This window comes from Thalassobaculum litoreum DSM 18839 (genome assembly GCF_900102465.1).
GTDB lineage: Bacteria > Pseudomonadota > Alphaproteobacteria > Thalassobaculales > Thalassobaculaceae > Thalassobaculum > Thalassobaculum litoreum.
Genome location: NZ_FNBW01000010.1, coordinates 36,367 through 51,896, shown reverse-complemented (window position 1 = coordinate 51,896; position 15,530 = coordinate 36,367). Strand labels below are relative to the sequence as shown.

The following is a 15,530-nucleotide window of genomic DNA, read 5'->3' as shown; positions in this document are numbered from 1 at the left end:
TCGAACAAGCATATCGGATCACTCAGGTCCAGCCGATCCGCAGATGTGTCACACGGCCTCGGTCGCCGCTTTTTTGTCTCCACCGGCATCCTGTCGGCATATCTTACGCGCCGATTGCGTCGAGGTTTTGGCGGCGATACTGTGGCTGTCGTGATGCCATTCGGTCTCCAGACAGGTTGGCGGTACCGGAGATGGCTGCAGAAGTGAATGCGTTGCGCGAGACACTGGCTTCCGGAGCCAGTCGCATCTTCAATGTCGCCGCGATCACCCACAAGCTCGAGACCGATGCCGGCGGCGAGGCCGACCAGTATCTTTTCGGCCATCGCGGCCTGAACGACAGCGTCTTCATCAAGCGCCCCAAGGATGCCGCCGCACCGGTCCGGACCGGAACCTCCGGCACCGCCGAGATCCTGGAGAACGGCCAGCTCAGAACCATCACCTTCGACATGACGGCGCGGGTGGAGAAGGGCGACATCGCCACCTTCCTCTACATTCCCTTCGACATCGAGGCGATCGCCGGCGGCGGCAACAGCCTGGACCTGAGCGTGGCCCGCGGCCGGACTGAAGCGCTGTACAATCTCACGGGATTCCGCTGGGAGGACGAGGGCCGGGCGATCGCCCGGGACCGTCGTCTGATCGAACTGATCGAGGAGCTTCCCTCGCTCGATCCCTTCCTGCTGCGGGACCGGCTGGAGACCGACGGGATCAAGGCGCCGGAGGCCTATTTCGAGATCTCCGACAGCGAGTTCCAGGAGATCAAGAAATACATTCTGAACAAGTTCGAGCCGATCACCACCCGGGTGGTCGACCCCGCCTCGCCGAAGGCGGCGGAGATCACCGAGCAGTTCATCATGAAGCTGTGGGAGGGCAAGGATCTCGACTACCTGGCGCCGATCACCCAGGTGTTCCGCATCAACCCCGAACAGGCGGGCGAGATCTACTACTCCTGGAAGGGCGTGACCTATTACGAGTTCCAGTACAAGCGCGGCCAGCGCACCCTGTTGGGCTTCGCCGACTGGCTGCATACCAAGGGAGCCGTGCCGTCCCACTACGTCAAATCGGAGATCCGCCAGGAGCTGGAGGAGAAGGTCCGTCAGGTGACGACCGCCTTCGCCCGGCACCTGAAGAACAGCTCGGAGATCCTGCGGATCTACAACCAGGCCTATGAGGACCTGTTCGTGCGCGGCGGCGATGCCCGGCCCTTCATCGAGTTCCTGAAGGATTCCAGCACCCTGTTCTGGGACATCGCGGCATCCATTTCGGCGATGAACCACGGCGTGGCCGTGTGGCGCCAGCACACCGCCAAGAGCCGCGACGGCAAGCTGGCCGCCGACGACCTCACCAAGCTTCTCAGCCTGCTCGACCGGGTGATCGTGTAGAGCGCGATCGGTTCAGATCGTTTCGATCTGAGCCGTGAATCGCCCTCTACCTAATTCTAAGGATGGAGCGGGCGCCGCTCAGCCGGTCTCGGCCAGATGGTTGCCGATGATGTAGCCGAAGGTCATGGCCGGCCCCAGGGTGATGCCGCCGCCCGGATAATTGCCGCCCATGATCGAGGCGTTGTCGTTGCCGACGGCATAGAGGCCGGGGATCGGTCGGCCGTCCGCGCCGAGGGCCTGGGCGTTGGCGTCGGTCCGGATGCCGGCGAAGGTGCCGAGATCGCCGACCACCACCTCCACCGCGTAGAACGGCGGCGTGTTCAGCGGATGCACGCAGGGGTTCGGCTGGATCTCCGGGTCGCCCTGGAAGCGGTTATAGGCCGTGGAGCCCTTGGCGAAATCCGGGTCGTCGCCGCCGGGGCCGAAGGTGTTGAAGCGGGTCACGGTCCGCTCGAAGGTCTCCGGATCGACCCCGATGGCGCGGGCCAGCTCGACCAGGGAGCGCCCGCGCTTCAGGTAGCCGGAGTTCAGATACGGGGTAAGCGGCAGCGGGAACGGCTTGGCGAAGCCGAGGCCGTATTTGCGGATCGCCCGGTGGTCGATGATCAGCCAGCCGCGCGCCTCGCCGGGTTCCCCGGCGCAGGCCGTCACCAGGGCCTGGACGAAGTCGTGATAGGAATTGCCCTCGTTCACGAACCGCTTGCCGTTCGGCGCCACCGCGATCACCCCCGGCTTCGCGCGGTCGATGAAATGCGGGAAGACGCCGACGGACCCGTCCGGCCAGGGCACCTTGGAGACCGGGACCCAGGCCGCCGCGTTCGGCAGGCTCTCGTCCAGTGCCGCGCCCGCGGTCTCCGCCAGCCGCAGCCCGTCGCCGGTATTGCCGGCCGGCGCGGGGGAGTGGTGCTCGGCGCCGCTGGGCGCGTGGGGGAACAGCCGCTTGCGGCGCTCCAGGTCCTGCGGGAAGCCGCCGGAGGCCAGCACCACCCCGCGGCGGGCGGCGATCGTGACCCGCTTGCCCTCGCGCTCGATCACGGCACCGGTCACCGCCCCGTCGGCATCCCTGACCAGGTCGACCGCCGGCGCCGACGTCCACAGCCGGACCCCCCGGTCGAAGGCGGACTTGGCCAGCCGTCCCGCCAGCGCGTTGCCGTTTGTCAGCCGCATGGAGCGGCCCTTGGTGGCGACGTCGACGGCATGGCTGACCAGGCGCCGGCCGACGAACGCGGCGGAGGTCAGGGACTTGGTCACGTTGAAGAAATGCAGCAGCTCCTTGCCCGAGCCGATCATCATGCCGAGAAAGGTGATCTCCTTCAGCGGCGGGCGCAGGCGCTTCACCTCGTCGCCGAGCTGGCGGCCGTCATAGGGCGCGGCGCAGATTGACCGGCCGCCGTCGGACCCGCCCGGCGCGGTCGGGTGATAGTCGGAGAAGGCGGTACCGGTCACGAAGGCGACGTCGGTCTCGGCCTCGAAGAAATCGACCATCTTCGGGCCGTTCTCCAGGAAGGCGTCGACCCGGGCCGGGTCGAAATGGTTGCCGGCCTCGTGCTGCAGGTAGGTGCGGGCGGCCTCCAGGGTGTCCTGGATGCCCTCGCGCGCCGAGGGGCCGTTGCAGGGGATCCACAGCCAGCCGCCGGACCGCGCGGTGGTGCCGCCGAAGACCGGCTCCTTCTCCACCACCAGCACGCTGAGCCCACGATGGGCGGCGGTGACGGCCGCCGACAGCCCGCCGGCGCCGGAACCCACCACCAGCACATCGACGGTCTCGGCGGCGGGCGACGCGGCCGCAGCGGAGGAGGTGGGGGAGGAGGCGGGCTTGGCGTCGGGTGCCGACCCTGGCGCGGACTCGGAAGTCATGGTGGTGTTTCCCCGTTCGGTCGTTTGGCGATTTTTATTGAGGAAAAGAGTGCGACAGCCACCGCAACACGGCAACCCGCGGCGAGCGCCGCGCCGGCATGCGGAACCTGTCAGGCTTCTCTTGCCTTACGCCCTCAGTGCCAGTAGGTTCCGCCCGAGCCGCACCCGTAGCTCAGCTGGATAGAGTGCTGCCCTCCGAAGGCAGAGGTCACAGGTTCGAATCCTGTCGGGTGCGCCATTTTCCCTGACGCTCCTCCAGAGACTCCGTCAGCCCTTTCTCCGGCCGTCCAGCAGCACTGCCGCGGTCTCGTCGTCGGCCGGGAAGAGCGCTTCCATAGCCAGCTCCGACAGGATGATGTCCAGGGCGGTGCCGAAGACCGTCGTGGTGCTCAGGAAGGACAGAATACCAGCCTCCAGACGCAGGATGATCTCGCGGCTCGGCGCGTTGCAGCCGCTCTCGATGACGCTCAGATGCCGCTGGGACGCCTCGGGCCTCGGCGGCGACAGCCGCACAGCAGCGGACCGAAAATCAGAGCGGGGGCGGTGCTGTCTATGGCGCAACCCTAGCCCCGGGAGAGGGGCCAAATACCCGGCAGGCAATCGGCCCCTCTCCCGCCACGGCGAAGGATGCGCACACAGAGGCGGGCGATGGTCACCAGAACCCGAACCAGACCCCGATGCCATGGATGATGGCGATCGGGAAGAAGATCGCGCCGGCGATGAGAAAGCCCCAGGATTCCTCGGTGAAGCAGGTGTAGAGGTGCTGAAACCACGCCGCGACCCCCACCAGCAGCACGAAGAGCGCGGTGCAGATGCCGATGACGCCGGTCTGAATGATTCTGTCGATCATGGGGGTCCCATCTGTGGCCATTGCGGAGGGATAACGCGGCAGCGGCCGATCGGCTCCCTCATGGCGTGCCGCGATAGACCGGCACCCGCTTGTTGAGGAAGGCGTCGAGGCCCTCCTGGGCGTCCGGCTCGACCGAGGCGGCGGCGATGGCGGTGCCTTCCTTCTCCATCTGCGCCTCGAAGCTGGTGTCGAAGCTGTCGATCAGCAGGCGCCTGGCCCGGCCATAGGCCCGGGTCGGGCCGGCGGCGAGAGTGCGGGCGGTCTCCTCCGCTTTGGCGAGCAGGACGTCGTCGGCCACGGTCGCCGTGGCGATGCCCCATTCGACCGCCTCGGCGGCGGAGAGCCGACGGTTGGTCAGGGTCAGTTCCTGGGCGCGGCGCAGGCCGACCATCCGGGGCAGCAGGAAGGTCGACCCGCCATCCGGCGACAGGCCGGCCGCGGTATAGGCCATGGCGAATTTCGAACTCTCCGCCGCGTAGACCAGGTCGCCCAGCAGCGCCAGCGACAGCCCGGCGCCGGCGGCGGCACCCTGGACGGCGACCACCAGCGGCGCGTCCATCCGCGCCAGGGTCGAGCAGGCGGCATGCAGGTAACCGGTGGTCTCCTTGATCAGGGCGCCGACCCCGGGGCCGGCCTCCTTGAAGGTCTTCAGGTCGCCGCCGACGCAGAAGTTCTTGCCCGCACCGGTCAGCAGCACCGCTCGCACCGAGCTGTCCGACGCACAGCGCACCGACGCCTTCATCAGCGCCAGGCCGAGCTCGGGGGTGATCGAATTGCCCGCCTCGGGGCGGGTCAAGGTCAGGCGGGCAAGCCCGCCCTCCAGCGAGAACGATACGAGAGTGTCGGTCACAGAGGTCTCGGGCACGGTCGCCTCCCAGCGCTTATGGTCGGGCGCAGGGTAGCGGGATTGACCGTGCGGCGGTCAAACCGGTTTCTGCGGCGGCGGACGTTTTCGGGTGTCGAGCGGTAGATCCAGCCGCGCGGTTCGGGTTTTGGGCTTCACCTTTTTTACGGGAAATGATCTTATTGCGGTGATCCTAATACGATAGCCATATGTGAAGAATGGTTGTGAGGCGGACCGCCGGAACTCGGAGACGGGAGCGGCGAGTGGCCGGCCTGGACAAGAGACGACAATCTTAGGATAGCCACTGCAACGACGCGGATAGGAGGCTGAGGCGGTCGTTCCGCCGCCGGAGCGGTGTCGGACACCGAGCCCTCGTTCCGCCCAGGACGGGAGGATACAAGGATGTCGATCACGCCGCTGTACGACACGGACGGGAACGGAATCGCTACCGCTACCGTCAGCTTCGACTACGGTTTCACGGAGGCGCAGAAGGAATCGATCTATACCGCGCTCGATACCTGGGAAGCGCTGACGAATGTTGACTTCTCGACCCATTCCGCCGGGGCGGAGAATCAGGTCGCCTTCACCGCCGGTTCGATCGACAACGTCTTCGGTATCTGGGCCTATGCCTATTACTGGGGTGAGGTCGTCTATGACGTCTCCGACATGAACCGCATCGAGCCCGAGATCTTTACCACCCTGTCGATCCATGAGGTGGGGCACATCGTCGGGTTGGAGCACCAGACCAGCGACAGCGTCATGATCTCCGCCATCCGGTCGGCCGCAAGTGCACCGACCGATCTGGATATCGCCAACCTGGAGGAGATTTACGGCCCGAAGATCACCGGGCTTGCGGCGACCGTGCAGGCCGGAGGGGACGGGGTGCAGGAGGTCGTCGGCAATGCCGGATCGGATATTCTCTATGGTAACCAGGCCGGCGACACATTGCTCGGCCGCAATGGCGACGACACGCTGTATGGCGGCCAGGACGACGACACGCTGATCGCCGGCAACGGCGACGACCAACTGTTCGGCAATCTCGGAAACGACCTGGTGTCGGGAGGTCTCGGCGACGATCTCATGGTCGGAGGCGGCGGCGCCGATCTGTTCATCGTCGGGTCGGGACAGGACACCATCAGCGATTTCTCGGCGGCGGAAGGCGACCGGCTGAGCGGGGTGATGCTGCGGGCGACCGACGCGATAGATGGCGTCACCCTCTGGCTGGACGATGGCACCGTGAAGCTGATCGGCCTGACTTCGAACGACGTGGATATGATCTTCGTCTGACCGGCGCGGGCCGGAATCAGAAATCCAGGTCGGCGTAATGGCCCACGGGGCGCAGGCCGGGGACGGCGTCGGCGAGCAGGGAGCGGAAGGCCGGGCGCGATTTCACCCGGGCGTACCATTCCTTGGCCTCCGGCGCGTGGTCCCAGGGCACGTCGCCCAGATAGTCGACGCAGGACAGGTGGGCGGCGGCGGCGAGGTCGGCCAGCGAGAACTTGTCGCCGGCGAGCCAGGTCCGGCGCTCCGCCAGCCAGGCGATATAGGCCAGGTGAATCTGCAGGTTCGCATGGCCGGCGCGGATGGCGGAGCTCGAGGGCTCGCCGATGCCGAGAAAGCGCTTCATCACCTTCTCGCCGACCAGCAGGTCGGTCACCTCGCGGTCGAACTTGCGGTCGAACCAGGAGACCAGCCGGCGGATCTCCGCCCGGTCCGCGATCGTGCCGGGCAGCAGCGGAATGGTGTCGTCGCATTCCTCGAGATATTCGGCGATGGCCTGGGAGCCGGCTATGGTGCTGCCGTCGTCCTCCACCAGCACCGGAACCTCGCCGGCCGGGTTGATCGCCAGGAACTCGTCGCGCCGCTCCCAGACCGGTTCGGCGCGCAGATGGACCTCCATGCGCTTCTCGCCCAGGACCAGACGGATCAGGCGGGACTGCGGAGATAGTGCCAGATGATAAAGCGTGCGCATGGACCGGGGGAAACGCGACGGAGAGCGGGAGTCTAGCAGGTCGGGTCGGGCCGGCGCTACAGCGCTAGCTCCGCGTCGATCCTTCCTCACTCTCCGGCGGCGGGTCGGAGGCCGGCTGGGCGGGCGGCCGGGTCTCCTGCACCGCGGTGTCGGAGGGCGGGGTCTCGGGCGGCGGCGCCAGCTGCTTCGCGGCCTGCTCGGCCTGCAGGGTGACATGGGCCGGCGGGGCCTTGCCGGCCGCGTCGACGCCGAAATAGACGGTGGTGTGCGGGAACGGAATCTCGATGTTCTCCGCGTCGAACCGCTTCTTCAGACGGCGCAGCATCTCGCGCTTCACGCCCCATTGCTTGATCGGCGGGGTCTTGATCCGGCAGCGGATGATCACCGCGCTGTCGGCCAGCTCGTTCACGCCCAGGATCTCGATCGGCTCGAGGAACAGCGCGCTCCAGGCCTCGTCCGCCTGCATCTCGTCGGCCACCTCCTTGATCACCACGCTGACCCGGTCGGTGTCCTCGCGATAGGCCACGCCCACGTCGAGCAGGGCGAAGGAGAAGTCCTTGGTCAGGTTGACCACCGTGGTGACGTCGCCGAACGGGATGACGTGCACCGAGCCCTCCAGATCGCGCAGACGGATGGTGCGGATCGACATGTCCTCCACGACGCCGGTATGGCCCCCGGCCGTCACCACGTCGCCGACGGCCACCGTGTCCTCGATCAGCATGAACAGGCCGGTGATCACATCGCGCACCAGCGCCTGGGAGCCGAAACCGATGGCCAGACCGACGACACCGGCACCGGCGAGCAGCGGCGCGATGTCGATGCCGAGTTCGGAGAGCACGATCAGCCCGCCGAACACCACCAGGGCGACCAGCACCGCCCGCCGCAGCAGGGGCAGCAGGGTCTTGGTCCGGCTGCTCGCCTCGCGCGGACTGCCGTCGGAATTGGTGCCGGACAGCGCCCGGGCGATGCCGCTGGCGGTCAGCTCCCAGACGACCACGCAGACGATCAGCACCAGGATGATCGTGCCGGCAGAGCGCAGCACCGCCGTCTGGGTCTGGGTATCCAGCGCGCTGATCACGCCGGCGTTCCAGCCCTCGAGGATGGCGACGGCGGCCAGGGCGAGGATCACGATGTCGACCGCCTTCTTCAGGGTCGGCCGATACAGATTGGCCCGCTTGCGCAGACCCGGAAACCGCTTCTCGAGCTCCTCGTCGACGGCGAACAGCCGGTCGAGCAGCTTGTTGGCGAGGTGCTGGGCGGCGAGGGCGGCGGCGGCGGCGACCACCGAGATCACGGTCGCCCGCAGCATGAACAGGAAGCCGTCCTGGGCGCCGGAGACGAAGATCCCGAAGCCGACCAGGATGTAGAGGCTGGCCAGCAGGTTCCAGATATCGGCGAAGCGGCGGCGCACGACGCTCTTGCCGCCGCCTCGGATCGCCTCGCGGACGGTCGGCCGCAGCTGGGTGACGAGGATCAGCAGCATGCCGGTCATCACCGCGGCGGCGGCCACCTCGAGGGCATGGGAGCCGACATACCCGGCACCCAGCGGCAGGGCGGTCTGGGAAATCACGTAGCCGATCACGCCGACGGCGGTGAGGCGCATCACCCAGAGATAGAGATAGGCGGCCATCTCGTCTCCGACCCGCAGGATCCTGAGATGCGGGGCGTAGGGGGCCAGGATCAGCCGGGCGAGAACGCCGATACCGGTCTGCACGGCGATCGCCTGGATCACCACGAGGGCGATCTGTTCGGCCTGAAAGCTGCGGGGCACGACCACCAGGGCGGCCCAGCCGGCGCCGAGCACCGCGGCCACGGTGAAGGCCTCCAGGATGGTGCGGAAGATCGCGGTGAAGATCTTCGCCTGGATCGACGGCACCTCGGCGTCGCGCAGGCGGCGGATCGTGCGGCCCAGGGCGAGGCCGGTCAGCCACCGGGCGATCAGTGCCACCAGTATCGGAAAGCCGAGGCCGACGGTGGCGATCTCGATCCAGAAATCCCGGCGGTATTCGACGTTGATCTGCCTGTCCAGCCACTCCGGCAGGTCGCGGATGGCGATCACCGCGTCCCACACCTCGGAGAACACGAGTTGCACCCGCTCGCCCTGATTGATCACCGCGTCCGACAGCTGGTCGCTGAACGAGTGGTCGTCGGCCGGGGGCTGCTCCGCGCCTTGGGCGGGCGCTTCGGCGGTATCGCCAACGGCCGTCCCGCCAACGGCCGTCCCGCTCTGGGCTTCCAGCAGAGTGCGCAGGTCGGACAGTAATTGGGCGCGGCGCTCGGGATCCTCAAGGGTCTGGATCAGCCGACGCAGATCGGCGGCGGTTTCCGGCGCGGCACCCTCCGGGCCCGCGGTCTCCTGGGCCTCTGCGGAAGTCTCTGTGGAGGTTTCCGCGGATGGCGACCCGGTGGCCAGGCCAGGGGTCCGGGCGGACAGGGGAGACGCCGCGAGGAGGGCGGCGGCCAGAGCCAGGCAGACGATCAGAAGGCGCATGAAGGATCCGGGAACAGTCAAGGTCCCCCATAAATTAACGTTCCTGGCCCCAGGTCAACCGTGCAGGCGACCACGGCGGCCGGTTACCAGGTCGGCGGCGACGAGCGAAGCGCGGTCGCCGGCCGGTCGTAGCGCATCGCGCAGCCGTCGATCGCCACCGGCGGCTTCAGACGCAGCGCCGGTCCCCGGCCGGTGCTCTCCGGCCGCGGCCAGAAGTCGGCGGCGCCGCGCGGCGCCAGAGGGCCGTCCAGGTCCTCCGGGTCGTTGTCGGTCACCAGCTTGGCGGTGCGGGCGAGGGAGGCCCGGACCCGCAGGACCCGGCCGGTTGACCGCCGCTCGGCGATGCCGCGCAGGGCGCCGATCGCCATGAGATATCCGGTGGCGTGGTCCAGCGCCTGGACCGGCAGCGGCACCGGCTTGTCCGCACCCCGGCGGATCATGCCGGCATGGGCGATGCCGCTCGACATCTGCAGCAGGCTGTCGAAGGCCCGGCGGGTCTTCCACGGCCCGCTCCAGCCATAGGCATCCAGGGAGACGTCGATCAGGGTGGGGTTCAGGGTCCGCCGCGTCTCGAAGCCGAAGCCGATCGTCTCCAGCGCGTCGCTGCGGTAGCCGTGAACGAACAGATCGGCCTCGGACAGCAGCCGGGCAAAAGTCTCCCGGTCGGCCTCTTTGGTCAGGTCGAGGCCGGTGCAGCGCTTGCCCAGGGTCATATCCGGTTCCAGCAGCGGCTCCTCCCACCAGGGTGGGTCGACCCGCAGCACATCGGCGCCGAACCCGGCCAGGAACCGCCCGCAGGCGGGGCCGGCCAGCACCCGGGTGCAGTCCAGGACCTTGAGGCCGGCGAGCGGGCAGGCCGGGTCGACGTCGCGGCCGTCGGGCGACCCGTCGGTCCAGTCCATGTGGATCAGCGGTTCGGCGTTGACCGCCATGCCCTGGGGATGCGCCGTCCAGGCCTCGATCGAGCGCATCTCCGCGGCACAGCCGTTCTCCGCCACCACCGCGTCTTCCAGTGCCTTCGCCTTCCACTGGGCGACGGCGGGGGCCATGGCGGCGCGGTCGGCATGGTCGCCGAGCACCCGCTGGGCAGCGGCCCGGTGGTGCGGCGCATTGGTGTGCAGCCGGATCCAGCCGTCCCTGGTCGGATAATCGCCGGCGATCGAGTCCCAGATCCCCGGGATCTCCCAGCCCAGGGCCTCGAAGGTCAGGTCGTACCAGAACGAGGCCTGCCGGCGGTCGACCGTCACGCCCGGCACCGTGCCGCAGGCCTGGCCGATCAGCCGCGCGACTTCGACGGAGGCGGCGCCGATGGTCGCGGCCGCCAGATCGGTTACCGCGAAGACCGAGGGCAGGCCGCCCTCGCCGGTGACGGTGAAGGATGCGGGTTCGTCATCGCCGAGCGCCCCGGCGATGTGGTCGAGAAATCCGTCCATGTGGCTACCTCGCGAAGTCGAAAGGCTGGGTCCGGCGCATGCTGTCGTCGATGCGCAGGCGGTGGTTGACGGGCGGATGCGCCCGCTGGGTGCAGTCGAGCCGCTCGCAGACGCGGCAGCTCACGCCGGCCGGCGTGGCCGCCGGTTTGCGCCTTGGGTCGTGGCCGTCGGCATAGACCAGGTGCTTGGCCTCCTTCCACTCGCAACCCAGCGCGATGGCGTAGCGCGGCTGCAAAGGGTCGCGGCCGCCGCCGATGACATCCAGGGTGCGGGCCAGCAGGAACAGGGTCGTGCCGTCGGGCAGGGCAGCCACCTGGGTCTGGATCTGACCCGGTGTGCGGAACACGTCATGCACCGCGAGCCGGGGGCAGGTGCCGCCGAACCGGGCGAAATGATAGCCGCCGCCGGACAGCCGCTTGGAGATGTTGCCGGCATTGTCGATCCGCAGGAAGAAGAACGGTACCCCGCGGGCGCCCGGCCGCTGCAGGGTGGTCAGCCGGTGGCAGACCTGCTCAAAGCTGGCACCGAAGCGCCGGCGCAGCAGCTCCACGTCGTAGCGCAGCTCCTGGGCCGCCTTCAGGAAAGGGGCATAGGGCATCATCAGCGCGCCGGCGAAATAGGCCGCCAGGGTCGCCCGCAGCAGTCCGTGCGCCTCCTCGCCGCACAGGCCCGCCCGGGCGACCAGATCGTCCAACAGGTCGCGCTCGGTGATCAGCACGAACTGAACCGCCAGGTTGAACACCCGGCCCGACGCGAGCAGCGACTCGGAGATCAGAATGCGGCGGCGGTGATGGTCCCAGCGCCGCAGGGTGTCGCCCATCACCTCAACCGGCATGATCCGCACGCCGATGCCGTGGTCGCGTTCGATATGGTCGCGCAGGCCGGCGAACAGGGCGTCTCGGTCCAGGGCGGCGCTCTCCCACACCTGCTCGGCAAGCCGCTCCATCGGATCGAAATAGTTGCTCTCGCCCTGCAGGAAGTCGCGGACCTCCTCCACCGGAGCCACGGTCATCGAGGCTTCGAGGCCGCCGTCGCCGCCCTCCCGGTGGGCCAGCGCCTGGGCGGTCTCCCAGAGCTGGCGGTAGGCCTGATACAGGCTGAGCACGCCCTGGGCGGCGGCGGGCGCCGCGCCGACCAGCTCGCGGATTTCGCGGTCGGAGACGCGTTGGCCCTCGAACAGGGTGTCACCGAACACCTCCGACAGGCCGGCGGCGAGGCGTTGGTCGTCATCCTCGGCGAAGGCCTTCAGGTCGATCTCGAAGGTCTGGCCGAGCTTGAACAGCAGCGGCACGGTCACCGGCCGTTGGTTGTGCTCGATCAGGTTGAGATAGCTGGGGGAAATGCCGATCTGGGCCGCCATTTCGGTCTGGCTCAGCCCGGTATCCATTCTGAAGCGCCGGACCTTGTGGCCCAGCATGGCCTTGCGATCGAGGCTTTCCATTCCCCTTGGTCCGCCCATTGGGCTCTCAGCGTGTCGGGAAGACAGTCTAGAGCGGGTTTTTTGCGGATGCGAACACTTTACGAATTTTACAGGAATAGGCGGATTGGATTTACGCCTGTTACATATTTACTCTTTTTCAAACAACGTCTTATGGACGTCTTCCTCGATCCGCTTCTACGGTTCCCTTGCATTGCGGCGCAGCAGAAGGCGCCGCGGGACCGATGGAGAGGACCGCAGGAATGACCAGTTTCGAGGAGCATACCCAGACCGGCCTGGGCCGTTTCGACAATGTGCGGCGCGACTACGCGATGGCGGATGTCGCACGGCTGGCCGGCTCGGTGCGGGTCGAGCATACGCTCGCCCGGCGCGGGGCCGAGCGGCTGTGGCACCTGCTGAACACCGAGCCCTATGTCAATACGCTCGGAGCGCTGACCGGCAACCAGGCGATGCAGCAGGTCAAGGCGGGGCTGAAGGCCATCTACCTGTCCGGCTGGCAGGTCGCCGCCGACGCCAACAGCGCCGGGGCGATGTATCCCGACCAGAGCCTGTACCCGGTGAATTCCGGCCCGGAGCTGGTCCGCCGGATCAACAACACCTTCATGCGCGCCGACCAGATCCAGACGATGGAGCAGTCCGGCGATACCGACTTCTTCGCGCCGATCGTCGCCGATGCGGAGGCCGGATTCGGCGGCGCGCTGAACGCGTTCGAGCTGGCCAAGGCCTATATCGAGGCCGGGGCCGCCGGCATCCATTTCGAGGATCAGCTCGCCTCGGAGAAGAAGTGCGGCCACATGGGCGGCAAGGTGCTGATCCCGACCCAGCAGCATATCGGGACGCTGAACGCCGCCCGGCTCGCCGCCGACGTCATGGGCGTGCCGACGCTGATCATCTGCCGCACCGACGCGGAGAGTGCGAAGCTCATCACCTCCGACGTGGACGAGCGCGACCACCCGTTCCTCACCGGCGAACGTACGGCGGAGGGCTTCTACCGGCTGAAGGACGGCACCAGCTTCGAGCGCTGCGTCGCCCGGGGGCTGGCCTACGCGCCGTATTCCGACCTGTTGTGGATGGAGACCTCCACGCCGGATCTGGACCAGGCGAAGCGCTTCGCCGAGGCGATCCGGTCGGAGTTCCCCGACCAGATGCTGGCCTATAACTGTTCGCCCTCCTTCAACTGGGCGGCTAACCTGGACAAGGACGATATCGCCCGGTTCCAGCGCGAGATCGGCGCCATGGGCTACAAGTTCCAGTTCGTCACGCTCGCCGGTTTCCACAGCCTGAACCACGGCATGTTCGAGCTGGCCCGCGGCTATGCCGAGCGCGGCATGGCGGCCTATTCCGAGTTGCAGAACGCCGAATTCGCCAGCGAGGCGGACGGCTACACCGCGACCCGCCACCAGCGCGAGGTCGGCACGGGGTATTTCGACGCGGTCTCCGTCGCCATCAAGGGCGGCGCGTCGTCCACCACCGCGCTCGCCGACAGCACCGAGGCGGCGCAGTTCCGAAAGAAGGCCCCGCTGCAGAGCGCGGCCGAGTGAGAGGAGGACACATCATGCCGGAACATCGTTACTGGGTGATCGGCGGCGAATACGCCAGCACCGCCTTCGACCGCGTGGTGGAGGGAACCGAGCGGATCCTGGGGCCATACCTGTGCCGAGACGAGGCCCATAAGGCCTGGGAGGAAGTCGCCGTGGAGACCCGGGCCATCTGCCTCGCCCGCTTCACCATCGTCCAGGAGGGCGCGCGGGCGGCGTAATGCGCCCTGCGTTGGACTCCCTTCGACCGCCTTCCCGGCTCCGCTCCGGGAAGGCGGTCTGCATTTGGGCGGGCGTCGTTAGAGCAGGCTCTTGGCGATGGCGACGACCGCGAGCACCGTCAGCAACACCAGAGCGGCACGCTTCACATGGCTCGGGTCGGCGATGCCGTAGAGGTGACGACCGGCGAGCACGGCCAGCTCCACGATCGGGGCGAGGACCAGGGCGCGCCAACCGACCGTCTCGGTGATGATGCCGAACCAGAGCATCGCGGCCAGCGCGGCCAGATCGCTGAACAGGAAGAAGGCGATGGAGGTCGCCCGCAGCGTCGCCACTGGCAGCGGCGAGGAGAGATACAGCAGGATCACCGGCGGGCCGGGCATGCCCATGGTGCCGGACAGGAAACCGGCCGCCATGCCGGTTCCGGTCAGCAGCGGCGCACCGGGAGGCCGAGCCATCTGGAACCCCCGGGCGATGATCAGCACGGCGATCAGCACCATCACGCCGATGGCGAGCCGCATGGTCTCCGCGTCGAGGGAGGACAGCAGCCAGGCGCCGAGCGGGATCGCCGGCAGGGCGCCGAGCACCAGGAAGGACACGCCGCGCCGGTCCACGTCGTGGCGGACCGAGGGCAGCATCCGCACCCCGGCCAGGATGTCGAGCAGCAGCGCGATCGGGACGATCTCCACCGGCGCGATGACCAGGCTGGTGGACGTCACGACGATCAGCGGAAAGCCGAAGCCGGTGAAGCCGCGCACCACGCCGGCGACGATGCAGGCGCCGACAACGGCCGCCCAGATCGGGGCCTGCCAGCCCAGAAAGACAAGGTCTTGAAAGCCGGCGGTGAGCCCGCTCACCCGGCCGCCCGGAGCGCGGTCACGTCACCGGCTCCTCGAACCCACCTCCAGGGCCGGATCGGTCGCGTGCCCTTGCGCGGCAGCCCATCCAGCGCGCCGGCCCGCAGGTCGCGGACCTGCAGCCATCCGGCCTTCAGCGGTCCCGGCATCTCGAAGCCGTAAGGCGGGGCGGGCTCGAAGCCGAAGGGGAGGTAGTAGGACGGCTCGCCGGACACCAGGCAGATGTCCCAGCCGCCGTCGCGTGCCGCCTGCAGGCCGTGGGAGACCAGCGCGCGGCCGAGGCCCTGACCCTGCATGGTCGGGCAGACGGCGAGCGGACCGAGCAGGACGGCGGAGATGTCCTGGCCGGCATCGGCTCGGCCCACATCCACCTGCCAGAACCGGATCGTGGCCAGCACCCGGCCGTCGATCGGATCGTCGGCGACGAAGGCGAGGCCCTCGGCGACCGGGCCCTGACGCAGGCGCCAGACGGTGCGGCCCTTGCGATCGGTGCCGAAACCGAGGTCGTTCAGATGCTCGACGGCGGAAGTGTCGGCGGGAAGTTCGGCGCGGATGTGAAACATGGCGATGACCTGATCCGGAGAGGGCGTCGAAACCCCGTTCCGGTCGGCCGGCACGGGGGCGTTCAGATGCTGGGAAGCACCTGTCGTCG

14 protein-coding genes and 1 tRNA gene are annotated in these 15,530 nt (G+C 68.1%); 5 read left to right on the top strand and 10 right to left on the bottom strand.

What is annotated here, in order from left to right:
* Window positions 1-191 precede the first annotated feature (191 nt).
* The gene (locus BLS34_RS16365; protein ID WP_139189361.1) at window positions 192-1,379 is read left to right on the top strand and encodes a hypothetical protein; all 1,188 of its coding nucleotides are present in this window, start codon (window positions 192-194) and stop codon (window positions 1,377-1,379) included.
* Between the two features lie 78 nt (window positions 1,380-1,457).
* Here BLS34_RS16365 and BLS34_RS16360 read toward each other — a convergent pair whose 3' ends face one another.
* The gene (locus BLS34_RS16360) at window positions 1,458-3,236 is read right to left on the bottom strand and encodes an FAD-dependent oxidoreductase (RefSeq protein ID WP_093151918.1); all 1,779 of its coding nucleotides are present in this window, start codon (window positions 3,234-3,236) and stop codon (window positions 1,458-1,460) included.
* A gap of 161 nt (window positions 3,237-3,397) precedes the next feature.
* Here BLS34_RS16360 and BLS34_RS16355 point away from each other — a divergent pair.
* Window positions 3,398-3,474: transfer RNA gene (locus tag BLS34_RS16355), tRNA-Arg, on the top strand.
* A 29-nt stretch (window positions 3,475-3,503) separates the two neighbouring features.
* Here BLS34_RS16355 and BLS34_RS26235 read toward each other — a convergent pair.
* The 3 genes from BLS34_RS26235 to BLS34_RS16340 form a co-directional block, all read right to left on the bottom strand.
* Window positions 3,504-3,749, bottom strand: a complete 246-nt coding sequence (locus BLS34_RS26235; RefSeq protein WP_093151916.1) for a hypothetical protein — start codon at window positions 3,747-3,749, stop codon at window positions 3,504-3,506.
* Window positions 3,750-3,888: 139 nt separating this feature from the next.
* Window positions 3,889-4,086, bottom strand: a complete 198-nt coding sequence (locus tag BLS34_RS16345) for a hypothetical protein (protein WP_038015623.1) — start codon at window positions 4,084-4,086, stop codon at window positions 3,889-3,891.
* A gap of 58 nt (window positions 4,087-4,144) precedes the next feature.
* Window positions 4,145-4,951: an enoyl-CoA hydratase-related protein gene (locus BLS34_RS16340; RefSeq protein ID WP_245702004.1), complete on the bottom strand. Its 807-nt coding sequence runs from the start codon at window positions 4,949-4,951 to the stop codon at window positions 4,145-4,147.
* Window positions 4,952-5,332: 381 nt separating this feature from the next.
* Between BLS34_RS16340 and BLS34_RS16335 the strand changes: the two genes are divergently transcribed.
* Entirely contained in the window at window positions 5,333-6,217 is an 885-nt protein-coding gene (locus tag BLS34_RS16335) for a matrixin family metalloprotease (RefSeq protein ID WP_093151913.1), read from the top strand.
* A 16-nt stretch (window positions 6,218-6,233) separates the two neighbouring features.
* Here the strand turns inward: BLS34_RS16335 and fzlA are convergent, their stop codons facing one another.
* From fzlA to BLS34_RS16315, 4 genes are all read right to left on the bottom strand, one after another.
* Complete coding sequence (fzlA, locus tag BLS34_RS16330; RefSeq protein ID WP_028795950.1) at window positions 6,234-6,902, bottom strand: FtsZ-binding protein FzlA; 669 nt, start codon at window positions 6,900-6,902, stop codon at window positions 6,234-6,236.
* A gap of 64 nt (window positions 6,903-6,966) precedes the next feature.
* On the bottom strand, window positions 6,967-9,393 hold the full coding sequence (locus BLS34_RS16325) for a mechanosensitive ion channel domain-containing protein (protein ID WP_093151910.1): 2,427 nt from the start codon (window positions 9,391-9,393) through the stop codon (window positions 6,967-6,969).
* Window positions 9,394-9,476: 83 nt separating this feature from the next.
* Window positions 9,477-10,826, bottom strand: coding sequence for a CoA transferase (locus BLS34_RS16320; protein WP_093151907.1), 1,350 nt, complete (start codon window positions 10,824-10,826; stop codon window positions 9,477-9,479).
* Window positions 10,827-10,830: 4 nt separating this feature from the next.
* Complete coding sequence (locus BLS34_RS16315) at window positions 10,831-12,267, bottom strand: helix-turn-helix domain-containing protein (RefSeq protein WP_093151905.1); 1,437 nt, start codon at window positions 12,265-12,267, stop codon at window positions 10,831-10,833.
* 239 nt (window positions 12,268-12,506) lie between these two features.
* Here BLS34_RS16315 and aceA point away from each other — a divergent pair, with 239 nt between their 5' ends.
* On the top strand, window positions 12,507-13,805 hold the full coding sequence (gene aceA / locus BLS34_RS16310; protein ID WP_038015620.1) for an isocitrate lyase: 1,299 nt from the start codon (window positions 12,507-12,509) through the stop codon (window positions 13,803-13,805).
* Between the two features lie 14 nt (window positions 13,806-13,819).
* The gene (locus BLS34_RS16305; protein WP_028795945.1) at window positions 13,820-14,023 is read left to right on the top strand and encodes a DUF4170 domain-containing protein; all 204 of its coding nucleotides are present in this window, start codon (window positions 13,820-13,822) and stop codon (window positions 14,021-14,023) included.
* A gap of 78 nt (window positions 14,024-14,101) precedes the next feature.
* On the opposite strand, the gene BLS34_RS16300 is transcribed toward BLS34_RS16305, so the two are convergent.
* Window positions 14,102-14,878: a sulfite exporter TauE/SafE family protein gene (locus tag BLS34_RS16300; protein ID WP_093151902.1), complete on the bottom strand. Its 777-nt coding sequence runs from the start codon at window positions 14,876-14,878 to the stop codon at window positions 14,102-14,104.
* A complete protein-coding gene (locus tag BLS34_RS16295) occupies window positions 14,875-15,441 on the bottom strand; it encodes a GNAT family N-acetyltransferase (RefSeq protein ID WP_139189360.1) in 567 nt (188 codons plus the stop codon). Before BLS34_RS16295 ends, BLS34_RS16300 begins: the two co-directional genes overlap by 4 nt.
* Window positions 15,442-15,530 lie beyond the last annotated feature (89 nt).